The organism is Kitasatospora sp. NPDC059795, from assembly GCF_042732175.1.
Lineage (GTDB): Bacteria > Actinomycetota > Actinomycetes > Streptomycetales > Streptomycetaceae > Kitasatospora.
Genome location: NZ_JBHWID010000005.1, coordinates 415,438 through 436,592 on the forward strand (window position 1 = coordinate 415,438; position 21,155 = coordinate 436,592).

The window sequence follows — 21,155 nt, forward strand, 5'->3', positions numbered from 1 at the left end:
CCGCCGTTCTGCCCGCCGTTCAGCCCGCCGTTCAGCGCCGGTACGCGGCCGCGGCGGTCTCGACGAAGGAGCGGATCAGCGGGTTGGCGTCGCCCTCGTTCCACACCGCCACCACCCGGCTCGGCGCCAGGCCGGCCAGCGGCACCACGGCCAGTCCGGCGGGGATGCGGTGTCCGAGCGGCGCCAGGCCGACGGTGCCGTTCCACCGCACGGCCTGCACGCACTCCTGGACGGTGCGCACCACCGGCCCCTCGCGCGGCGCGCCGCCGTGCCAGTACGACTGCCAGCGCGGGTCGGTGCCGGGCGGGAACCGGAACCAGCGGCGGTCGTCCAGTTCGGCGAGTCGCAGCCGCTCGCGGCGGGCCAGCGGGTCGTCGGCGCGCAGCACGACGCCGACCGGATCGGCGCGCAGTTCACGGACCGTCAGGGCGGTCCCGTCGAACGGCGCCCTGGTCAGCGCGACGTCGACCAGGCCGGCACGCAGCCCGCAGGTCGGGTCGGTGAGGTCGGTGTCGCGGATGCGGATGTCGAGGCCGGGATGCTGTCGCCGGTGGGCGTCGGCGAGCCTGGCCGCTCCCGGGTCGGTGCCGTCGCCCAGGATGCCGACGGTGAGGGTCGCTGTGCCGGCCGCCGCGCCGACCCGCTCGCGGACGCGGTCGGCGTGGTCGAGCAGCGCCCGCGCCTCGTCGAGCAGCACCGATCCCACGGCGGTGAGCGTGACGCCCGTCCCGGAGCGGTCGAACAGCAGGGCCCCGATCTCGGCCTCCAGCTGTCTGATCGCCCGGCTCAGCGGCGGCTGGCTCATGTGCAGTCGGGTGGCGGCCCGGCCGAAGTGGAGTTCCTCGGCGACCGCCACGAAATAGCGCAAGGTCCGTAGCTCCACGCTGCCACGATACGCAGCGGGTATCGGCGCCGCGGAACGGGTCTTGGACATCGGCGCCGCCCCGGCGGTGCACTGGTGGACATGAGCGAAGAAGCGAAGACCGAAGAAGTGAAGGTCGAAGAAACGAAGACCCGCGAGCCGCAGACCCGTCCGACCCGTCCGGCCGTGTCGGTGGTCGGCCCCGGCGAGGGCGAGACGATCGTGCTGGGCACCACCCGGATGCGCGTCCTGGAGGACGGCAGCCACACCGGGCACCGCCTCGCGATCGCCGAGTCCGTCCTCGCCCCGCACACCGAGGGTCCGCCGCAGCACCGCCACCGCGAGCACGACGAGGGCTTCTACGTGCTGTCCGGCACGGTGCGTTTCACCGTCGGGGACGAGGAGCACGACGCCGTCGCGGGCACCCTGGTGATCGTCCCGCCCGGTGCCCCGCACACCTTCGCCAACCCGGCCGACCGGCCCGCCGTCCTGCTCAGCACCTTCACCCCCGACCTGTACGTGCAGTACTTCCGGGACCTCCGGGACGTCCTCGCCGCGGGCCGTCCGCCGACGCCGCAGGCCACCGTCGACGTGATGTTCCGCTACGCGACGGAGCCCGCTGCCGACCACCCCCGGGGCTCTTCCGTCAATTGAAGCAATGGTTCCGGAATTCCCCGGAGAATCGGCGCCGGAAAGCGAAAGACACACCTCTGCGGGACAAGTCAATATGTACTTTCCGGGATTCGCTCTGCATAGTGGTGCGTCGAATCGGGAGTCGAATCGAGAAGGGGGCTCTCTTTGTCGCAGATCCACGGCAACGCCGCACAGCAGGTCGAGCTGGAGCGGGTGCAGGTGTCCGTCATCGGCGAGCTGTTCGACGAGCGGCTCGCCGGGGCACGGTCGCAGCTGGGCCGGGTGCTGGCGTCGGCGCCGGGCAGTGCGGGCGAGGTGTACGAGCGGGAGGTGGCGGCGGGGCGACTGGCGGGCGAGGTGCGCCGGTTGGAAGGCGCCGAGGGCGGGTTGGTCTTCGGCCGGATCGACCTGGTGGACGGGACGGTGCTGCGGATCGGGCGGTTGGGTCTGCAGCGGGACGAGGACGAGCTGCCGGTGCTGGTGGACTGGCGGGCGGAGGCGGCGCGGGCGTTCTACGAGGCGACGCCGGTGCATCCGCTGGGGCTGCGTCGGCGCCGTCATCTGAGCGTGACGGGCCGCACGGTGGTCGGGGTGAGCGACGAGCTGCTGGACGGTTCGGAGCCGACCGCGGGGGACGTCGTCGGTGACGGTCCGTTGGCGGCCGCGCTGCGCGAGCGGCGCACGGGCAGGATGGGGACGGCGGTCGCCACGCTGCAAACGGAGCAGGACGCGATCGTCCGGTCCGCGCACCGCGGGGTGACGGTGGTGCAGGGCGGGCCGGGCACCGGGAAGACGGTGGTGGCGCTGCACCGTGCCGCGTACGTGCTGTACGCGTTCCCGAAGGCGGCCGAGCGCGGCGTGCTGGTGCTGGGGCCGAACGCGCGCTTCCTCGACTACATCTCGCAGGTGCTGCCGTCGCTCGGCGAGAACGACGTCGTGCTGGCGACCTGCGAGGAGCTGGCGGGGGTCCGGCCGGGCGCCGTGGAAGGGTTCGGGACGGACGGGTTCGGGACGGACGCGTTCGCCGTGGACACGTTCGCCGTGGACGGGTTCGGGGCGGCGCGGCTCAAGGGCGGCGCCGAGCTGGCCGAGGCGCTGGCCGGGTCGGTGCGGGCGCGGCAGGCGCCCGGCGGGGAGTTCTCCGTCCGGGTCGGGCAGGAGTGGGTCCGGCTGGCGGAGCGGGAGGTCGCGGAGGCGCGCGGGGCGGCGCGGGCGAGCGGGCTCGCCCACAACCGGGCGCGCGGGCTGTTCCTGGAGCTGCTGGTGGATGCGCTGACCGACACGCTGGCCCGGGGCACGGCCGAGGCGCTGGAGCGGATCGACGCCGAGGTCGCCCTGCTCACCGGAATCGACCTCGACCGGATGGCGGCGCGGGACCTGCGCCGGATCGGCGTCGACGACCGACCCGCCGACGGGAGCGCCGAGTTCGACGCCGACGCAGTGCGGGCGGCGCTGCTGGAGGACGCGCACCTGGACCGGGCCGTGGAGGCGATCTGGCCTCGCTTGTCGCCCGGCGCCGTCGTCGAGGCGCTGCTGGGCGACGCCGCCGCGCTGGCCGCGCACCTGCCGCAACTCGCCGACGACGAGCGGGCGTTGCTGCTGCGCACGCCCGGCGCGCCGTGGACCGGGGCCGACCTGCCGCTGCTCGACGAGGCGGCGAGCCTGGTCGACGGGCCGCCGGAGCGGGTCTTCGGGCACGTCGTGGTGGACGAGGCGCAGGAGTTGACGGCCATGCAGTGGCGGATGATCGTACGCCGGTGCCCGGGGCGGTCGATGACGCTGGTCGGCGACTTCGCGCAGGCGGGCCCGGCGGCGACCGCGCGGGACTGGGACGAGGCGCTCGCCCCGCACCTCGGCGGGCGCTTCGACCTGCGGACGCTGACCGTCGGGTACCGCACCACGCAGGAGATCCTGGCCGCCACCGGGGAGTTGCTCGCCCGGATCGCCCCGGGGCAGGCGCCGGTGCGGTCGGTCCGGCACGGCGACGAGCCGCGGGCCGTCCCGGCGGCCGCGGGGCGGCTCGTCGACGCGCTCGTCGGCGAGTTGCGGGCGCAGGCCGCCGCGCATCCGGGCGAGTTGCTCGGCGTGGTCTGCGCGGACGGCCGGGTCGCGGAGTTGGCGGCGGCGGGGGTCGGGGAGTTCGCCCGGCTGGTCCCGGCCTCGGAGGCGCGCGGCCTGGAGTTCGACGAGGTGTTCGTGGTGGATCCGGAGGGGATCGTCGCGGCCCGGCCGGCGGGCGAACGGGACCTGTACGTCGCGATGACCCGCGCCACCAAGCGGCTGTGCACGGTCGCGGTGCGGGGGCCGGGCGCGTAACGCGCCTCCCACCTGCGGGTCCGCCGGGGCCACCAGGCAGAATCGGCGTCATGCGTACCCTTCTCGTCATCGGCATCGGCGCGGGCGATCCCGACCACCTCACTCTGGAGGCGGTCAAGGCGATCGGCCGCACCGATGCGTTCCTGCTGCTGGACAAGCCCGAGGAGCGGCAGGACCTGATCCGGCTGCGGCGTCGGATGATCGCCGAACACGGGCGGCCCGGGCACCGGGTGGTCGAGCTGATCGACCCGGCGCGGGACCGTTCGACGGCCGCGTACAAGGAGGCCGTGGAGGAGTGGCGGGAGCGGCGCGCCGATCTGGTCGAGCAGGCGGTCGTCGAGGAGCTGGCGGACGGCGAGACCGGCGCGCTGCTGGTCTGGGGCGACCCCGCGCTGTACGACAGTGTGATCGCCGTACTGGACCGGATCCTGGCGCGCGGCCGCACCGCCTTCGAGTACACCGTCCTCCCCGGCATCAGCAGCATCTCGGTGCTGGCGGCCCGTCACCGCACCACCCTGACCCGCACCGCGCGCCCGGTGCGGATCACCACCGGGCGGCGGCTGGCCGCCGAGGGCTTCGGCCCGGGCGCGGAGGACGCGGTGGTGATGCTGGACGGCCAGGCGGCGTTCACCGCGATCGACCCCGAGGGCGTGCACATCCACTACGGCGCCTACCTGGGCACCGAGGACGAGATCCTGGCGGCCGGCCCGCTCGCCGAACAGGCCGACCGCATCGCCGAGTTGCGCGAGGAGGCGCGGGCCCGCAAGGGCTGGATCATGGACAGCTACCTGCTGCGCCGCACCGAGGACTGACCCGGCCCGCGTCCCACGGAGCGGACGGGTGACGGAATTCGGTCCTGATCCCGTCCGCTCCGTTCTACACTGGCCGCGCAACTGGTTCGCCCTGCCCGCCAGGCAGGCGCGTCGCAAGAGGGAACCCGGTGGGAATCCGGGACTGCCCCGCAGCGGTGAGTGGGAACGACCGCCGTCATACGCACTGGGTCCGGACGGGCCCGGGAAGCGACGGCCAGTAGGTGTCCGGGCCTCGGCCCGGGCGTGGCCCACGAGTCCGAATACCTGCCCGTTGCCCGGGCGCGACCGTTCGCGCCCGGCCTCCGATGACCTCGAGGGCGGGTCGGCGAACAACCGGGCGGGCGGGCGCAGTTGACGCACGCCGCCCGGCCAGTGACCCCTTCGCGCCCTCCAGTGCCGTCGGACCCGAGGTTCGAGGCTCGCGAAGGAGAGTCCCCTTGACCACGAAGTCCGCAGCCGCGGCGACCGTCCACGGCTACCCCCGCCAGGGCGGCAACCGGGAGTTGAAGAAGGCCGTCGAGGGCTACTGGAAGGGCGCCGTCACCGCCGACGTGCTGCTCGCCACCGCCGCCGCCCTGCGCTGCTCCAACTGGCGGCAGCTGGCCGGCGCCGGCATCACCGAAGTCCCCACCGGCGACTTCTCGTTGTACGACCACGTGCTCGACACCACGGTCGCCGTCGGCGCGATCCCGCCCCGGCACCGGGCCGCCGTGGACGCCGATCCGCTGGCCGGGTACTTCGCCATGGCGCGCGGCACCCAGGAGCTCGCGCCGCTCGAAATGACCAAGTGGTTCGACACCAACTACCACTACCTGGTACCCGAGTTGGGGCCGGACACGGTGTTCGCCGCGAACTCCGCCAAGCAGGTCGGCGAACTCCGCGAGGCCCTGCTCCAGGGTTACCGGGCCCGCCCGGTGCTGCTCGGCCCGATCAGCTACCTGCTGCTCGCCAAGGCCGCCCCCGGCGCTCCGGACGGTTTCGAGCCGCTCACCCTGCTGGACCGGCTGCTGCCGGTGTACGCCGAACTCCTCGCCGACCTGCGGGCCGCCGGCGCGGCGTGGGTGCAGCTCGACGAGCCCGCGCTCGTCCAGGACCGCACCCCGGCCGAACTGAACGCCGCCGCCCGCGCCTACCGCGAGCTCGGCACGCTGACGGACCGCCCGAAGCTGCTGGTCGCCTCCTACTTCGACCGGCTCGGCGAGGCCCTGATCACCCTCGCCAAGGCCCCCGTCGAGGGCCTGGCGCTGGACTTCACCGGCCCGGCCGCGGGCAACCTCACCGACCTCGCCGCGGTCGGCGGCCTGCCCGGCAAGCGCCTGGTCGCGGGCGTGGTGGACGGCCGCAACGTGTGGATCAACGACCTGGAGAAGTCGCTGGCCACCCTCGCCACCCTGCTCGGCCTGGCCGACCGGGTGGACGTCGCCCCGTCCTGCTCGCTGCTGCACGTCCCGCTGGACGCCGCCGCCGAACGCGACCTGGACCCGCAGATCGCCCGCTGGCTGGCGTTCGCCCGGCAGAAGGCCGCCGAGACGGCGCTGCTGGCCCGCGCCCTGCGCGAGGGCACCGCCACCATCACCGCCCAACTCGCCGCCAACCGGGCCGATCTGGCGTCCCGCGCCGCGTCCCCGATCACCCGCGACCCGGCGGTCCGGGCCCGCGCCGCGGCCGTCACCGACGCCGACACCCGCCGCGACGCCCCCTACGCCGTCCGCGCCGAGGCGCAGCGGGCCCGGCTGCGGCTGCCGCCGCTGCCCACCACCACCATCGGCTCCTTCCCGCAGACCAACGAACTGCGGTCCGCCCGCGCCGAGTTGAACGCGGGGCGGCTGGAGGAGGCGGACTACCGCAAGCGGATGGAGGACGAGATCCGCGCGGTCGTCGCCCACCAGGAGCAGGCCGGCCTGGACGTCCTGGTGCACGGCGAGCCCGAACGCAACGACATGGTGCAGTACTTCGCCGAGCAGCTCACCGGCTACCTGACCACCCGGCACGGCTGGGTGCAGTCGTACGGCACCCGGTACGTGCGGCCGCCGGTGCTGGCGGGCGACATCTCCCGTCCGCACCCGATGACCGTCGAGTGGTACGCGTACGCGCAGAGCCTGACGGACCGTCCGGTCAAGGGCATGCTGACCGGGCCGGTGACCATGCTGGCCTGGTCGTTCGTCCGCGACGACCAGCCGCTCGCGGACACCGCCCGGCAGGTGGCGCTGGCGCTGCGGGACGAGGTCGCGGACCTGGAGGCGGCGGGCGCGGCGGTGGTCCAGGTGGACGAGCCGGCGCTGCGCGAGACGCTGCCGCTGCGCCGCGCCGGGTGGCCGGCGTACCTGGACTGGGCGACCGAGGCGTTCCGGCTGGCGACCTCGCCGGTGCGGGCCGACACCCAGATCCACACCCACATGTGCTACGCCGAGTTCGGCGACATCCTGCGCGCCATCGAGGAGTTGGACGCGGACGTCATCTCGCTGGAGGCGGCGCGTTCGCACATGCAGGTCGCCCACGAGCTGGCCGCGGCCGGCTACTCGGCGGAGGTCGGCCCGGGCGTGTGGGACATCCACTCGCCGCGCGTGCCCTCCCCCGCCGAGGCCGTCCTGCTGCTGCGGCTGGCTCTCACCGCCGTGCCCGCCGAGCGGCTGTGGGTCAACCCGGACTGCGGCCTGAAGACGCGCGGCTGGCCGGAGACCCGGGCCTCGCTCGACAGCCTGGTCGCGGCGGCCCGCACCCTGCGGGCGGAGCTGGCGGGCCGCGGGGGTCTCGGGGGCCGCGGAGGCCTCGGGGGCTGACCCGGTACGCGGACGGCCCCCTGACCGCACGTTCGGTTCAGTCGGCGGCCGGGAGCGGGTAGTGGACGCCGGTCAGCCGTTCCGACAGCTCCCACAGCCGTCGGCCGGTCCCGGTGTCCTCGGCCGCCGGGGCCGGCCGCACCACGGTGGGTGCGCCGCGCAGCTCGCCCGGGCCGCCCGGCCCGATGAACTGCCCGCTGCGGGCCTCGGGGTCGGTGGCGGCGAAGAGTTGGGGCAGCGCGCCCTGTTCCGGGCGCTGGGCGAGCGGGGTGAGCAGCCGACCGAAGAGCAGTTTCACCAGTCCGGTCGGCGCGCTGGTCTGCAGGTTGGTGGCGGTGTAGCCGGGGTGTGCGAGCAGGCTGCGGACGGGGCTGCCGGCCGCCGCCAGCCGCCGGTGCAGCTCCAGGCCGAAGACCGCGTTCGCGAACTTCGACTGGTTGTAGTACCGCATCGGCGCGTAGCCGCGCTCGCCGGAGAGGTCGTCGAAGTGCATCCGACCCTGTCGGTGGTTGAGTGAACTCACCGTCACGACACGGGAGTTCGGCCCGTCTGCGAGCAGGTCGAGGAGCAGCCCGGTGAGCGCGAAGTGGCCGAGGTGGTTGACGGCGAACTGGAGCTCGTGCCCCTGCGCGCCGAGGGTGCGCGGCGGCGCCATCACGCCCGCGTTGTTGACCAGCACGTCCGGCCGGACGCCGTCGGCGCGCAGGTCCTCGGCGAACCGGCGGACCGACTCCAGGTCCGCGAGGTCGAGTCGCCGCACCTCCGCCCCCGGCATCCCCTCGGCGGCCCGCCGCCCCTTGGCCTCGTCGCGCACGGCGAGGATCACCCGGCCGCCCTTCGCGGCGAGGGCGCGGCCGGTCGCCAGCCCGAGGCCGCTGTTCGCGCCGGTGACGACGAACACCCGCCCCGCCTGGTCCGGAATCCGTTCGGTGCTCCAGAGCTGACGCTTCATCATGTGACACACGCTGCCCCTAGTGTCACCAAGTGTCAAGTTCGCTCCGCGATGCCGCCTCCGACGCCGCGTGTAACATCGAACCCGTGACCACCCGCCCCGCGACCACTCGCCCCGAGCCGACCCGTCCCGAATCGGCCCGTCCCGAATCGGCCCGTCCCGAGTCGACCCTGGCCGAGCGCAAACGCCGCCTCGTCTCCGGCGAGTTGACGGAGACCGCGCTGCAACTCTTCGTCCAGCAGGGCTTCGACGCGGTCACGGTCGACGAGATCGCCGCCGCGGCAGGCATGTCCAAGCGGACGTTCTTCCGCTACTTCGCGTCCAAGGAGGACGTGGTCGTCCAGTTCCTGGCCGACCTGGGCGCGGGCATGCGCGCCGAACTCGCCGCCTGTCCGCCCGAGGAGAGCACCGCGACGGCCCTCCAGCACGCCGTCCGCTCCTCCGTCGACGCCTGCGCCGGCCACGCCGACAAGGCCCTGCGGGTGGTCCGGCTCATCCTGGGCACCCCGCCGCTGCACGCCCGCTTCCTGGAGCGCCAGGCCCAGTGGCGCGACGACCTGGCCGCCGAACTCGCCATCCGTCTCGCCCTGCCCTCCCCCACCGCGCTCCACCCCCGCCTCGCCGCCGGCCTCGCCCTCACCGTCTTCGAGGTCGTCCTCCAGCTCTGGAGCGACGGCGACGGCGCCGAGGACCCCACCGCGCTCACCGCTCGCGCCTTCGCCGCCGTCGCCCCCGCGCTGGACGCGGTCGGCCGCTGACAGCGCCGCTGACAGCACTGTGCGGGCCGGCCCCGAGCTCGCCGACCCGCACAGCCAACTACTGGTTTTTCATCAGCACTTGGGGATCCAGCCGTTGTGGAACGCCGCAGCGCCGTCCACGTACGGGGCGAACACCCAGCCGCCGACCTGCTGGTAGGGCGCGCCCGCGTAGATCTCCTGGAACGCGTGGTACCAGACGTCGCCGAAGTTGCCGACGTTGCCGCCGACCGTCCAGCAGTTCACCGCCACCGAGTCGCCCGGGTGCAGGTCGGGCACGCCGACCTTGGCGGAGCCCGCGTTGGGCGCCGAGTAGACGCCGGCGCTGTACGGGGTGCCGAGGACGATCACCGTGCTGGCCGAGGCCTGCGAGGCGCCGACCCCGGTGCCGACGACGGCGGTGGTCGCCGCGACGAGCGCGGCGGTGGACATGGCGGCGCGCTTGAGCATCTTGCCCATGACTGTTCCCCCTTGAGTCCTGCTCTGCTGTTGAGGTGCCCATAACAGCAGGGCCGGGAATCGAGCGACCATCAGCTTTTAGGACAAGGTCGGCTCCCGGGCTGGCCGCCCTTTACCCCGCGACCGGCGGCAGCACGTTCTCCCGGTACGCCTTCGCCGGGTCCTGCGGGTCCATCGCCACGTTCCCCCGCGGCGCGAAGTCGCACACGATGTACGTGTCGGACCACGAGTACCCCTCGCTGTCCGGCCCGCCCTCCCGAGGACCTCCCACCCGCGCGCACCCGACCTTCGTCGTCGCCTTCCACACCAGCTGCGTGAAGTTCCCCGTCTCCCGCGAGAACCCCGGCCGGCCGTAGTCGTACTGCGCGCTCCCCTCGTACCAGAAGTCCACCGCATCCCCACAACTCTCCGGCGAGTAGACCCTCGCCACCCCCGTCGAACTCCAACTCAACGTCTCCCCGTACCCCCGTGCCAGCCCGTCGTGGTTGAACCCGTCCGGCCGCGACACCTGCTGCGCCCGCGACTTGGCGTACTCCACGATCTTCGGATCGACCACCAACGGCGCCACCTGATGCCTCGCCCGGTGCCCGTTGATCGCCGCAAGACAGTCGTCCTGAAACGCCCCGTCGCTCGAATCCGTGTACCCCCGCCGCTCCACCCCGACCGCCCCCACGGGCCCCACCGCCCCCACCACGACCACAGCCGCCACCACCCCGACCAGCCCCGCCCTACGAATCCCCGACCAAGTCCCCACGTCCACTCCTTCGCTCGCCGATCCCACCACCCTCATCAACGCCAACCGCCCCACCCAGGGCACGGCCACCCCCCGAACCCTGTCGGTGGCAGGCACTACGTTCCCAATCGCGCCGCCGGGAGGAGAACCATGAGCAGACGAATCGACTGGCCGACCGTCCGAGCACGCGTCATCGCACTGGAGGAGGCCAGGCGAACGGCACGAGGCCTGGAGCCGTCCCCGTACCCCGTCTTCGAACCCGTCCTCACTCGCGCCCAGATCTCCGAGGTCGAGGCCCAGCACGGGGTCGCCCTCCCCGACGACTACCGCACCTTCCTGGCGGAAGTCGGCGCCGGCGGGCCCGGCCCGACGATCGCACTCACCTCGCTGCGCCGGATCGACGGCCGATGGGGCTGGGTCTGGGACGACGACGAGTCCCAACCCTGGCCGCTGGACGCCACCGGCCCGTTCGTCGAAACCGAGGACTGGCCCGCCCACCAACGCGCGACCCTCCGCGCCGCCGGCCACGAACCCACCGTCCGGCACCCGCAGTACGACTACTGGGCCGACTACCGGCAGGCCTTCGGCGACGCCGCCTCCGAGACCTGGCACCTGGACCGCGGCCGCGGCGCGATCCACATCGGCGACAACGGCTGCGGCATGACCGGCTGGCTCATCGTCGTCGGCCCCCACCGCGGCGAACTCCGCGACCGCGACTGCGGCATCAACCCACCCTTCGACCCGTACCTCGACACCCACGGAAACCCCCACACTTTCGGCACCTGGTACCTGGAGTGGCTGGAGAAACGCGAGTCGGCAGGCCGAGCCTGATACCACCGCAGGTCGGAGGCATTCTGCACGAGGCGGCCGCCACAGGCCTCCTCGGTCAGGGTCTGGGCCGGCTGTGCTGGCGTTGCTCGCCGACGAGGAGCGGGTGGTGGACCCGGCGGGCGTCAGTGTCGGGGAGGCGCACGAGCGGGCGTTCGCCGCGATCGAGGCGCCGACGCGGTTCGCTCCGGTACCCGCGTCGCCCTCACTCACCTACTCGAAAGAGTGATGGTGCGTCAGCTTCCCTCACACACAAAGCCGTTGCTGCTCCGCACCCGTCCGGAGCGTCTGCGCGTTGCGGGGCGCGCAACACCCTCGCGATCCGGCATGCTGCTGTCCACCCCGGCGCAGCGGCGGCCGGGGTTGGCGCGACCGGACGATGACGTCCGGCGGGTACGGGTGGAGGATTCGGGTGCGGCGTACATGGCGACCCGGCGGACCGATGGACGGCCGTCGGGGGTGCGGAGCGTGAGGGCGGAGCCTGTCCGGGACGGCGGGCTCCAGCCGCTGGACCGTGAACTGAACAGGGAGTGCCGGGAGTTCGCCGAGGCCTTGCGGGGGCTGTTCCTGGAGCTGGGCATCTCGGTGCGGCGGTACGCGACCCGCTGCTACCTCAACCCTGGCACGCTGTCCCGGTACTTGGCGGGGTCGCGGATCGCGCCGTGGCCGTTCGTCGAGGAGATGCTGCACCACCTGGACGAGGACTGCGGCGCCCGGCTGGAGCCGGCGGCCCTGGACCGGCTGCGTGCGCAGCACCGGGCGGCGCTGCGCACGGCGGCGTCGATCGGCCGGGCGGTGCAGCAGTTGGAGGGCCAGTTGCAGGCGGCGGACCGGGAGGCCCGCCGGGCGGGGGCGCGGGAGGAGCAGCTCGACCACGCGCTGGACGACACCCGGCAGTCGATCGCCGACCTGGACGCCCGGCTGGTCCGTCTGGAGTCCCGCCCGCCGGTGCCGAAACCACCGGCCCCGGACCCGGTACCGCAGCAGGGCCGGCCCGCGCCGCAGGACCGCTCCGCGCTGCTCGCGGAGCGCGACGCGCTGGCCCAGGAGGTGGACCGGCTCGCCGAGGAGCTGGCCCGGGCGCGGGACCGGGCAACCTGCGCGGAGACCCGCTGCGACCTGTTCGAGCGTCAACTCGCCCTGGTGGAGCAGCAGCAGGGCCTCTCGGAGACCCCGCTGCCGCCCGCTCGTCCGCTGGAGGAGGGCCCGCCGCCGAAGGTGCTGCTGGTGGACGACCGGCCGGACAACCTGATGGTGCTGGAGGAGGTCCTCGGGCCGCACGGGCACCGGCTGGTGCGGACCGCGTCGGGTCCGGACGCGTTGCGGGCGCTGCTGGAGCCGGACGAGTTCGCGGTGATCCTGCTGGACGTGCAGATGCCGGGGATGGACGGCTACGAGACGGCCGCGCACATCAAGCGCCGGGCCCGCACCCGGGACATTCCGATCATCTTCGTCACGGCGATCGGCACGGACCCGGACCACTCGATGCGCGGGTACGCGGCGGGCGCGGTCGACTTCATCCCGAAGCCGGTCGACCCGTGGGCGCTGCGCGCGAAGGTCGCCGTCCACGTCGAGCTGCACCGCGAGCGCCGCCGTCACGCCATGCTCCCGGCGCCGGCCCGCCGCACCGTCGCGAACGCCGTCGCGAGCACCCCGGCGAGCACCGTCGCCGGCCCGGCTGCGGGCCTGGCCGCAGGCCCGTCCACGAGTTCGGCCGACCACCGGACGACGACGGCGAGCGCCCGTCAGTGATCCGCCGGACCGCCGGGTACCCAGTTGCCGTGCAGGCCGAGCGGTACCCGGACGGGCAGGTGGATGCGGGCGACGGGTTCGCCGGCGAAGTCCTGCGCGGCGAGGATCACCAGGTCGGCCGCGCCGCGTTCGGGGTTGTGGGCGTAGGCCATCAGGTAGCCGTCGTCCTCGGCGGCGGGCGTCTCGGCGGGGACGAACACGCCCTCGCCGACGGCCCCGAACCGGCCGAACTCGTGGGCCTCGACGGTGCCGCGCAGCAGGTCGTGCTTGAGCAGGGCGCTGCTGAACCCCTCGTTGGGACGCGGGTCGTCGGGGCCGGTGGGTGCGGCGTACAGTTCGGCGGCGGCGGCGTACCCGTAGCGGTGCGGGCGGCCGACCCGGCGGGGGTCGACGCGCGGGAACTCCTGGGTGCGGTCGTCGAGCCGTTCCTCGCGGATCGTCCCGGCCGCCAGGTCGATGCGCCAGCGGTCGAGGGTGGGGCGGCTGCCGCCGAAGTCCCGGATGGCGAAGCCCTCGGGGTGGCGGACCACGTCGACGACCACCTCGTGGCCGTCGTCGTAGGCGTTGAGGGTGTGGCCGACCAGGCACGGCGCGACGTCGAACCAGCGCACCGGCCCGCCGTGGCGCGGCATGACGCCGACGCGTGCCTGGTGGGTGTCGTCCCAGCTGAACGGCACGCCGGTGGGCAGGTGGGCGGGGCTGAAGACGACGGGGGCGTCGTACAGCACGACGTGGTGCTCGGTCAGCGCGAAGTCGTGCATGTACGGGTTGCCGGGGGTGTGGATCAGCGTGGTGTGCCGGACGGCGCCGGTGCGGTCCATCACGATGTGCTGGACGTGTTCGGAGCCGTACCGGAACGCGAGCGAGTGCAGTTCCCGGGTGTGCGGGTCGAAGACGGAGTGCGCGTTGGCGCTGTAGCCCTCGGGGGTGGCGCCGAGGTTGCAGGGGCCCAGGGTGTCGAGTTCGTAGGTGAGTTCGTAGGGGCGGATGCCGCCCTCGATCAGCGCGTACGTCCGGCCCGCGAGGCCCGCGACCTGGACGTTGGGGGCGAAGTCCGTCCGGGGGTCGGCGGGGGTGCCGCGGCGCGGCTCGCCGAGGTGGTCGGCGACGGCGGCCGAGCGCACCCAGCGGTTGCGGTACCACTCGGCGCGGCCGTCGCGGATGCGGACGCCGTGCACCATGCCGGGGCCGAGGGTCCAGATGTGCGCGGCGGGGTCCTCGATGCCCAGTGCGTTGGGGCCGTTGCGCAGGTAGCGGCCGTTCAGGTGGGCCGGTATGCGGCCGGTGACGGGCAGGTCGTGGGCGGTGACCTCCTCGGCGACGGGGGCGAAGCTGCCGGTCAGGTAGCGGTTGGTCGTCATGCGCGGTGTCCTTGTCCGTGGGTCGGCTCGGCGAGGAACGCCTGTCCGACGGCCGCCATCAGGGCGTCGAAGCGGCCGGCGGCGGTCGGCGGCGGGAAGTGGCCGGCGAGTTCGAGGCTCACCGCGCCGTGGGCGGCGGCCCAGAGCAGCTTGGAGATCTCGTGCGCGTCGCCGGGCGCGAACACGCCCGCGTCGATGCAGGCCCGGACGGCGGTGACGGAGGCGTCGAAGGCGTGGTCGGCGGCGGCCAGTGCCTCAGGTCCGGGGCGGTAGCCGGGCACGGCCTGTTCGAACATCACCCGGTAGTAGGCGGGTTCGGCGAGGGCGTGCGCCCGGTAGGCGGCGCCGAGGTCGTTCAGGGCGGTCAACGGGTCGGCGGCGCGCGGGACTTGCTGCTGGGCGCGGCGCAGCCGGGCGAATCCCTCCCGGTAGAGGGCGTCGGCCAGGCCTTCCTTGCCGCCGAACATGGTGTACAGGACCTTGGTCGAGGCGCCGATGCCGGTGGCGATCCGGCGCATCGTCAGGGCGGCGGGCCCCTCGGTGACCAGGAGGTCGATGGCGTGGTCGAGGATCGCGGTCCGCACGGCGTGCTGGCCGGCGCGTTGCGCGTCCTGGTAGGGCGTGCTGAGCTCGTTCACGGGTAACACCGTAGCCTGTCGGTAACAGCGTTACCCACACTTTCCGACAATCCGTTGCCGCGTCAGCCTCCCGTTCCCGCACGGAAGTTCGTGGTGGCGATCTGCTCGTGACTTACTGGTAGGAAACTTTCCTTTCAACTAATCTCCGGGGAGCCGTCCTGCCCGAAGGGAACCCTCATGACGACCGACACCACACCAGCGGACGTGTTCGAGGCAGCCCTGGAACCCGTCCCCGCGCCGGAGTTCACGGAGGAGCGTCAGGCGCCCGCGGCCCGCCTGGTGGTCCTGCTGGTGGTCGTGGTCACGCTGCTCGGCGCGGCCGTCGGGTTCGCCCTGCACACCTGCCAACGGGACGGCCCGCACCGGATCGTCCAGGCGGACGCGACGTTCACCCTCGACGAGCCCGGCCTGTACTACCGCGACGCCGCCTCCGGCCGGATCGCCCGCGCCCCGCACCGCGACGGCGGGTCGGCGGTGGCCGGCGGCCCGTCCTGCGAGCGCTTCTACGCGGCGGGCGACCGGGCGCTGTGCCTGCGCACCAAGCCGGGCCGGCCCCCCTGCACCGAGGCGGTGGTCTACGACCGGCACTTCCACCGACTGCACACCTTCGTCCTGCCGGGCACCCCGAGCCTGGCCCGGGTCTCCCCGTCCGGGCAGGTGCTGTCCTGGACGACCTTCGCGACCGGACGTTCCTACGCCGCCACCGGGTTCGGGACCCGCACGTCGGTCCTCGACCTGCGCACCGGCTCACTGGTCCGGTCGATCGAGACCATCCCGCTGACCATCGACGGCGACCGGCCGGACGACAGCGACCCGCGGAACTTCTGGAGCGTCAGCTTCGCCGCCGACGACAACCGCTTCTACGCCACCGTCTCGGTCGGCGGCCGCACCCACCTCGTCGAGGGCGACCTGCGGGCCTGGTCGGCGCACGCACTGCGGGAGAACGTCGAGTGCCCGGCGCTGTCGCCCGACGGGACCCGGATCGCCTTCAAGAAGCGGGTCTCCCCCGGAGCTGCCGACCCCTGGCGGCTGTACGTCCTGGACCTCGCCGACCTGCACGAACACGCCGTCGCCGAGACCCGCTCCGTCGACGACCAGGTGGCCTGGCTGGACGCCGGGACGCTCGCCTACGCCCTCCCCGCGCAGGACGGCCACGCCACCGACCTCTGGTCCGTCCCCGCGGACGGCACCGGCCGGCCCCACCTGCTGGCGGCCGGCGCCTCCTCCCCCGCGAACCTCGCCTGACGTTCGGTCAGGACGCCGCTGCTCAGGGCACCGCCGCTCAGGGCACCGCCGCCGGCCGCGTGAACCTCGCCGACCTCGCCGACCTCGCCGGACGACTGCTCAGGACGCCGCCGCCTGCCGCCGGCACGCCTCGTCCAGCGCCTTGGTGTCCTCGAACACCTCGTCCGCGGTCATCCGGCCCCAGCGCAGCGTCAGCCACTGCACCGCCTCGTTGCGGTAGGCCGTGCCGTCGGCGAGCGTGGCCTCGACGTCCAGCCGCACCACCACGGTGGTCCGCCAGGGCCAGCCCCGGACCACCACGTCGCGGAGTGTCAGCCGCAGGCCGGGGAAGCGTGCGAACAGCGCCCGAAACCAGTCCTCGAACGCGTCGCGCCCGGTCAGCTCCGCGCTCACCGGCGTGTCGCCGACGAACCGGAACCGCACGTCCGGCGCGGCCGTCTCCACCGCCGCCAGGTAGTCCCCGGCCCCGATCCGCCGCCACAGCGAGCGGACCTTCGCCCGGGTGATCGCGTGATACATCACTGCCTCCGCCGTCCCGCCCGCGCCCCCGCGGCGCGCAGGCGTCTCACCGTACCTCCAGGTTCGCCATCATCCCCATGTCCTCGTGCTCCGCGTTGTGGCAGTGGAACAGGTACCGGCCCCGGTAGCCGTCGAAGCCGGTGATGATCTCGGCGGCCTCGCCGGGCCGCAACGAGACGGTGTCCTTCAGTCCGGCGTCGTGCGGCAGCGGCGCGCGACCGCCCCGGCTCAGGATCCGGAAGCCCACCAGGTGCAGGTGGACGGGGTGGTGGACGTCCGCGATCAGCCGCCACACCTCGACGTCGCCGAGCCGGACGCTCACGTCCTCGCGCGCCGGGTCGAACGGGCGGCCGCCGATCAGCCAGCCGTGGCCCTCGCCCATCTTGCCCGCCCGGAACGCGAACTCCCTGGTCCGCACGGCGTCTTCGCGCCGCCACTGCGGCAGGTCGGTGGCCGGCGCCGCCGGCACCCGGGTGTCCTCGCGCTGGGCCCGCACCACCCGGAACGCCATCACCTCCCGGGTCCGCCCGCTGCCCAGGCGGTTGCGCAGCCGGACCGTCCCGCCCACCGGCACCGCCCCGAAGTCGACCAGCAGGTCGTAGCGTTCGGCCGGCGCGAGCGGCAGCCGGCGGTGCGTCACGGGCGCGGCCAGCAGGCCCTGGTCGGCGCCGATCTGCACCAGCTCCAGCGTCCGCCCGTCCTGGTCGACCGCCTCCAGCTCGTAGTGCCGGGCGTTGGACGCGTTCAGCACCCGCAGCCGGTGCCGCACCGCCGCCACCTCGTGCACCGGCCACGGCGCGCCGTTGACCAGGATCACATCGCCCAACACCCCTGCCATGTACGGCTCCTGGACGCCCGGGCGGTCGCGCAGCCCGGGGTCCAGCGACGGGTAGTCCAGGCTCCCGTCGGCGCGGAACGCCCGGTCGGTGATCACCAGCGGCAACTCCCGCTCGCCGTCGGGGAGTTCCAGCTCCCTCTCGCGGTCGTCGCGGATGATGTGCAGCCCGGCCAGGCCGCGCCAGATCGCGGGCGCGGTGAAGTCCATCCGGTGGTCGTGGTACCAGAGCATGGTGGCGCGCTGCTCGTTGGGGAAGGTGTACTCGCGGACCACCCGGCTCTGCACGGCCCGCGGGTCCGCCATCCCGCCGCCGTGGTGGTGGCCGCCCGACTCCGTCCAACTCCCGGGCAGCACCAGGTCGGTGGGGTAGCCGTCGGATTCGGCGGGGGTGCGTCCGCCGTGCAGGTGGACGACGGTGGGGACGGGCAGCTCGTTGCGGTGCGTCACCACGGTGGGGCGGCCTCGCCGGGCCTCGATCGTCGGGCCGGGGAAGCTGCCGCCGTACGTCCACACCGGGGTGCGCACGCCGGGCAGGATCTCGGCGACCGCCTCCCGCTGGGTGATCTCGTACCGGTCCACGCCGCCCGCGGTGGACACCGGCGCCAGCACCTGCGGTCGCGGCAGCGGCACCTGGAACGCGGGCGGCAGCGCGATCGCGCTGCGCAGCAGGGCGCCGGTGCCGGCCGGCCGGTGCGCGAGCGCCGCGGCCGAGGCCAGGCTGCCCGCCGTCAGCAGCCCGAACGCGCCGCCGAACGCGAGTACCTGCCGCCTGCTGAAGCCGAGTTGACGCTCACTCACCGCGTGCCTCCCGCACCCGGCCGGGCAGCGGGACGCGCAGCACGGCGATGGTGAGGACGGTGATCCCCACGACGGTCGCCACGCCGAGCGGCAGGTGCAGCCAGAGCGCGCCGTCGAGTCCGGCGAAGTACTGCACGGTCTCGGCGATCACCACCAGTGCGGTGCCGACCAGCGGCCAGCTGATCCGGCTGCGGAACCACAGCACCATGACGGCGATCAGCTGGAGGTAGCCGAGGCTGGTGACGGCGTTCGCCCCGGCCAGGTGCCAGCCGAGGCCGTCGTAGGACCCGCTCAGGTACACGCCGGCGAACACCGGCTGACCGAATACCGCCACCGTGTGCACGGCCGCCAGCACGCGCACCACCTGCCCGGCGGGGCCGGTCCTGGCCCGATGTTCGGGGACGACTGACACAGCCATGCCGGGAACTCCCTCAACTCTTCTACTGCGGACGGAACTTGTCGCCCTCCCGACGTTATGCCCCGACTGCTGTCCGGTCTAAGATCAATATTGCTATGGGGTTATGCCGCTGCGGGCATGGCCGGGCGGAACCGGACGGGGAGCAGCGATGGACCTGCACGCACTGACCCAGTTCCTGGTGGTGGCGCGGCTGGAGCACCTGAGCCGGGCCGCCGAGGAACTCCGGGTCGCCCAGCCCTCGTTGAGCCGCACCATCGCCCGGCTGGAGGACGAACTCGGCACCCCGCTGTTCGACCGCGTCGGCCGGCTGCGCCTGAACGAGGCGGGCCGACTCTTCCGCGGCTACGCGGAGCGCTGCCTCGGCGAGTTGGAGGCCGGGCGGCGGGCCGTGGCGGAGGCGGCGGGCGACGGCTTCGGGACGGTTCGGCTGGCGTCCGAGACCTTCCTGACGTTCACCGCGCCGCTCGCCGCGTTCAAGCGCGCCCACCCGGCCGCCGAGATCGAACTGCGGCAGCTCTCGGCCGATCTGATGGTCCGTCAGCTCAGGGCCCAGGAGGTCGACCTGTGCGTCGCCTCGCAGCCGATCCGCACCGAGGGCCTGCACAGCGCCCGACTCCTCGACGAGCCAGTCTTCCTGGCCGTCCCCGACGGCCACCCGCTGGCCGACCGCGAATCCGTCGACCTCGCCGACCTCGCCGCGCTCCCGTTCATCACCGCCCGCCCCGGCCACTGGAACCGCCGCCTCCTCGACCACCTCTTCACCGCCCTCGGCCACCCGCCGCGCATCGTCTGCGAGAGCGACGAACTCGCCGCCGTCGCCGACCTGATCGCCGCCGACCTGGGCGTCGGCCTGATCCCCGCCCTCGGCCGCCGCACCGCGGCCCGCCTCCCCCTCGCCCTCCTCCCCGTCACCACCCCCGCCTGCCGCCGCACCCTCACCCTCCACTGGTCCACCACCGCCCGCCTGTCGCCCGCGGCGGCCCTGATGCGCGAGAGCCTCGTCAACTGGCCCTGGACGCCGTCTTCTTGACCACCGCCCGGCACCAATGCCCCTGCCGGGAGAGCCCCTCCACCGCTACCGGCCGCCGAGGCTCCGGCCCCGCCCGGGTGTTCGGCTCCGCCGGTCATCGGCCGCGCGGACCACGCGCGCGGCCCTGCGCCGGTCATCGACCCGCCCCGCATCGCGCACCGCACCGCACCGACGCCGGCGGAGCCGACCGCGCCACCCCTCGACCACCCCCGTCGACCCATGCGCCCCCACCCGCCGCCAGACCGCCGTCCGCCCGCGCGACCCGCACCCCCCGTTCCGCTACAAGTGTTGCGCAATCGCCGCCGCCCCCACTAGCCTCACCCTCGTTACGAAACATGCGTAGCGGAATCCGGAGGTGGACCCATGGCCAGGCCCCGTGACACCGGCGTCGACGCCAAGGTGCTGGACGCGGCTCGCGGACTGCTGCGCGAACGCGGCTACGCGGGCTTCGCACTGGACGAGGCCGCCGCCCGGGCCGAGGTGGCCCGGACCACCGTGTACCGGCGCTGGCCGACCAAGGACCACCTGGTGGTGGCCGCCTTCGCCACCATGTTCGAGACCGCGCCGATCCGGGAGACCGGCGACCTCCGGGCCGATCTGGCCGACACCCTCGCCGCGATCGCCACCGGCCTGCGACGGCCCGAAACCCGTTCCCTGGTCGCCGAGTTGGTCGCCGCCGGCACCCGCCACCCGGAACTCGGCGACGCCCTGCACGCCCTGTGGGCGCAGCGTCGCACCGCCGCCGCCGAGTTGCTCGACCGGGCCGCCGCCCGCGGCGACCTCCCGGCGGACGCCGATCCCGCGCTGATCCTCGATCAGCTGGTCGGCCCGCTCTACTACCGGGTGCTGATCACCGGCGACCCGGTCGACGCCCACTACGCCCGCGCCGTGGTCGACGCCACGCTGGCGCGCCACCGTTGAAGATCCGACGATTCACCAGGGGGAGACCGTCATGAGCCTGTTCACCTGCGAGGTCCGCGCCGAGGCCGAGTTCCGGGGCACCCCGGAGGCCGTCTGGCAGCTGCTGACCGACCACGCCCGCTTTCCGCAGTGGCACCCGGTGGTGGTGCGGGTCGAGGGCGAACTCGCCGTCGGCGCCCGCCAGACCGAGGTGGTCCGCACCGCCTCCGGCCGCGAGCTGACCTTCCACCCGGTGCTCACCGTCGTCGCTCCCGGCCGTGAACTCACCCGCGCCGGCCGTCTCCTGCTGCCCGGTCTGCTCGACAACACGCACTCCTACCTGATCGCCGATCTCGGCGACGGCCGCGTCCGGGTCGTCCAGCGCGAACGTTTCACCGGCCTGCTCGCGCTGTTCCTGCACGGCCGCACGGCCCGCGACACCGAGGCCCGCTTCACCACCGCGCTCGCCAACCTCGCAGGCCAGGCCGCTCTCGCGGGGTAACGTGGCCCGGTGAGCGGCACGGAG

20 protein-coding genes, 1 pseudogene and 1 riboswitch are annotated in these 21,155 nt (G+C 73.9%); of the genes and pseudogenes, 12 read left to right on the forward strand and 9 right to left on the reverse strand.

Going from position 1 to position 21,155, the window contains the following annotated elements; genetic code table 11:
* Positions 1-31: 31 nt before the first annotated feature.
* The gene (locus ACFV4P_RS13870; protein WP_380470660.1) at positions 32-883 is read right to left on the reverse strand and encodes a LysR family transcriptional regulator; all 852 of its coding nucleotides are present in this window, start codon (positions 881-883) and stop codon (positions 32-34) included.
* Between the two features lie 81 nt (positions 884-964).
* Here ACFV4P_RS13870 and ACFV4P_RS13875 point away from each other — a divergent pair, with 81 nt between their 5' ends.
* The 4 genes from ACFV4P_RS13875 to metE all read left to right on the forward strand — a co-directional run bounded on the left by ACFV4P_RS13875 (position 965) and on the right by metE (position 7,403).
* Complete coding sequence (locus ACFV4P_RS13875) at positions 965-1,516, forward strand: cupin domain-containing protein (protein WP_380470662.1); 552 nt, start codon at positions 965-967, stop codon at positions 1,514-1,516.
* Positions 1,517-1,660: 144 nt separating this feature from the next.
* On the forward strand, positions 1,661-3,811 hold the full coding sequence (locus ACFV4P_RS13880; RefSeq protein WP_380470664.1) for a HelD family protein: 2,151 nt from the start codon (positions 1,661-1,663) through the stop codon (positions 3,809-3,811).
* Positions 3,812-3,861: 50 nt separating this feature from the next.
* Positions 3,862-4,623 (forward strand): precorrin-6A synthase (deacetylating), encoded by a 762-nt coding sequence (cobF, locus tag ACFV4P_RS13885; RefSeq protein WP_380470666.1) that lies wholly within the window; start codon positions 3,862-3,864, stop codon positions 4,621-4,623.
* Between the two features lie 65 nt (positions 4,624-4,688).
* Positions 4,689-4,910: riboswitch (cobalamin riboswitch) on the forward strand.
* A 150-nt stretch (positions 4,911-5,060) separates the two neighbouring features.
* Positions 5,061-7,403 (forward strand): 5-methyltetrahydropteroyltriglutamate--homocysteine S-methyltransferase, encoded by a 2,343-nt coding sequence (gene metE, locus ACFV4P_RS13890; protein ID WP_380470668.1) that lies wholly within the window; start codon positions 5,061-5,063, stop codon positions 7,401-7,403.
* A 37-nt stretch (positions 7,404-7,440) separates the two neighbouring features.
* Here the strand turns inward: metE and ACFV4P_RS13895 are convergent, their stop codons facing one another.
* Complete coding sequence (locus tag ACFV4P_RS13895; RefSeq protein WP_380470670.1) at positions 7,441-8,358, reverse strand: oxidoreductase; 918 nt, start codon at positions 8,356-8,358, stop codon at positions 7,441-7,443.
* A 167-nt stretch (positions 8,359-8,525) separates the two neighbouring features.
* Between ACFV4P_RS13895 and ACFV4P_RS13900 the strand changes: the two genes are divergently transcribed.
* Positions 8,526-9,113 carry a TetR family transcriptional regulator gene (locus tag ACFV4P_RS13900; RefSeq protein ID WP_380470778.1) on the forward strand — a complete coding sequence of 196 codons (588 nt, stop codon included), beginning with the start codon at positions 8,526-8,528 and terminating at the stop codon, positions 9,111-9,113.
* A gap of 72 nt (positions 9,114-9,185) precedes the next feature.
* On the opposite strand, the gene ACFV4P_RS13905 is transcribed toward ACFV4P_RS13900, so the two are convergent.
* A complete protein-coding gene (locus tag ACFV4P_RS13905; RefSeq protein ID WP_143200382.1) occupies positions 9,186-9,569 on the reverse strand; it encodes a hypothetical protein in 384 nt (127 codons plus the stop codon).
* Between the two features lie 112 nt (positions 9,570-9,681).
* A complete protein-coding gene (locus tag ACFV4P_RS13910; protein WP_380470780.1) occupies positions 9,682-10,359 on the reverse strand; it encodes a CAP family protein in 678 nt (225 codons plus the stop codon).
* A gap of 93 nt (positions 10,360-10,452) precedes the next feature.
* Between ACFV4P_RS13910 and ACFV4P_RS13915 the strand changes: the two genes are divergently transcribed.
* The 3 genes and pseudogenes from ACFV4P_RS13915 to ACFV4P_RS13925 form a co-directional block, all read left to right on the forward strand.
* Positions 10,453-11,133 (forward strand): SMI1/KNR4 family protein, encoded by a 681-nt coding sequence (locus ACFV4P_RS13915; RefSeq protein WP_380470672.1) that lies wholly within the window; start codon positions 10,453-10,455, stop codon positions 11,131-11,133.
* A gap of 73 nt (positions 11,134-11,206) precedes the next feature.
* Complete coding sequence (locus ACFV4P_RS13920) at positions 11,207-11,359, forward strand: hypothetical protein (protein ID WP_380470674.1); 153 nt, start codon at positions 11,207-11,209, stop codon at positions 11,357-11,359.
* Positions 11,360-12,381: 1,022 nt separating this feature from the next.
* Positions 12,382-12,825: pseudogene (locus ACFV4P_RS13925) on the forward strand (two-component system response regulator); the annotation flags it as partial.
* A 50-nt stretch (positions 12,826-12,875) separates the two neighbouring features.
* Here the strand turns inward: ACFV4P_RS13925 and ACFV4P_RS13930 are convergent.
* Together ACFV4P_RS13930 and ACFV4P_RS13935 are read right to left on the reverse strand one after the other, a co-directional pair.
* Positions 12,876-14,243: a carotenoid oxygenase family protein gene (locus tag ACFV4P_RS13930; protein ID WP_380470675.1), complete on the reverse strand. Its 1,368-nt coding sequence runs from the start codon at positions 14,241-14,243 to the stop codon at positions 12,876-12,878.
* Positions 14,240-14,881 carry a TetR/AcrR family transcriptional regulator gene (locus ACFV4P_RS13935; protein WP_380470677.1) on the reverse strand — a complete coding sequence of 214 codons (642 nt, stop codon included), beginning with the start codon at positions 14,879-14,881 and terminating at the stop codon, positions 14,240-14,242. Before ACFV4P_RS13935 ends, ACFV4P_RS13930 begins: the two co-directional genes overlap by 4 nt.
* 177 nt (positions 14,882-15,058) lie before the next feature.
* On the opposite strand from ACFV4P_RS13935, the gene ACFV4P_RS13940 reads away from it, so the two are divergent.
* Positions 15,059-16,126: a hypothetical protein gene (locus ACFV4P_RS13940; protein ID WP_380470679.1), complete on the forward strand. Its 1,068-nt coding sequence runs from the start codon at positions 15,059-15,061 to the stop codon at positions 16,124-16,126.
* A gap of 99 nt (positions 16,127-16,225) precedes the next feature.
* On the opposite strand, the gene ACFV4P_RS13945 is transcribed toward ACFV4P_RS13940, so the two are convergent.
* Genes ACFV4P_RS13945 through ACFV4P_RS13955 form a run of 3 tightly spaced genes read right to left on the reverse strand, consistent with a single transcriptional unit; the run spans position 16,226 to position 18,699 of the window.
* Positions 16,226-16,645 carry a nuclear transport factor 2 family protein gene (locus tag ACFV4P_RS13945; RefSeq protein ID WP_380470681.1) on the reverse strand — a complete coding sequence of 140 codons (420 nt, stop codon included), beginning with the start codon at positions 16,643-16,645 and terminating at the stop codon, positions 16,226-16,228.
* A gap of 46 nt (positions 16,646-16,691) precedes the next feature.
* The gene (locus tag ACFV4P_RS13950; RefSeq protein ID WP_380470682.1) at positions 16,692-18,281 is read right to left on the reverse strand and encodes a multicopper oxidase family protein; all 1,590 of its coding nucleotides are present in this window, start codon (positions 18,279-18,281) and stop codon (positions 16,692-16,694) included.
* Positions 18,274-18,699 (reverse strand): hypothetical protein, encoded by a 426-nt coding sequence (locus tag ACFV4P_RS13955; protein WP_380470684.1) that lies wholly within the window; start codon positions 18,697-18,699, stop codon positions 18,274-18,276. The genes ACFV4P_RS13950 and ACFV4P_RS13955 overlap by 8 nt, the downstream gene beginning before the upstream one ends.
* A 148-nt stretch (positions 18,700-18,847) precedes the next feature.
* Between ACFV4P_RS13955 and ACFV4P_RS13960 the strand changes: the two genes are divergently transcribed.
* The 3 genes from ACFV4P_RS13960 to ACFV4P_RS13970 all read left to right on the forward strand — a co-directional run bounded on the left by ACFV4P_RS13960 (position 18,848) and on the right by ACFV4P_RS13970 (position 21,131).
* Positions 18,848-19,729, forward strand: coding sequence for a LysR family transcriptional regulator (locus tag ACFV4P_RS13960; protein WP_380470686.1), 882 nt, complete (start codon positions 18,848-18,850; stop codon positions 19,727-19,729).
* A gap of 363 nt (positions 19,730-20,092) precedes the next feature.
* A complete protein-coding gene (locus ACFV4P_RS13965) occupies positions 20,093-20,650 on the forward strand; it encodes a TetR-like C-terminal domain-containing protein (protein ID WP_073819055.1) in 558 nt (185 codons plus the stop codon).
* Between the two features lie 31 nt (positions 20,651-20,681).
* The gene (locus tag ACFV4P_RS13970) at positions 20,682-21,131 is read left to right on the forward strand and encodes an SRPBCC family protein (RefSeq protein ID WP_380470688.1); all 450 of its coding nucleotides are present in this window, start codon (positions 20,682-20,684) and stop codon (positions 21,129-21,131) included.
* Positions 21,132-21,155: the final 24 nt, after the last annotated feature.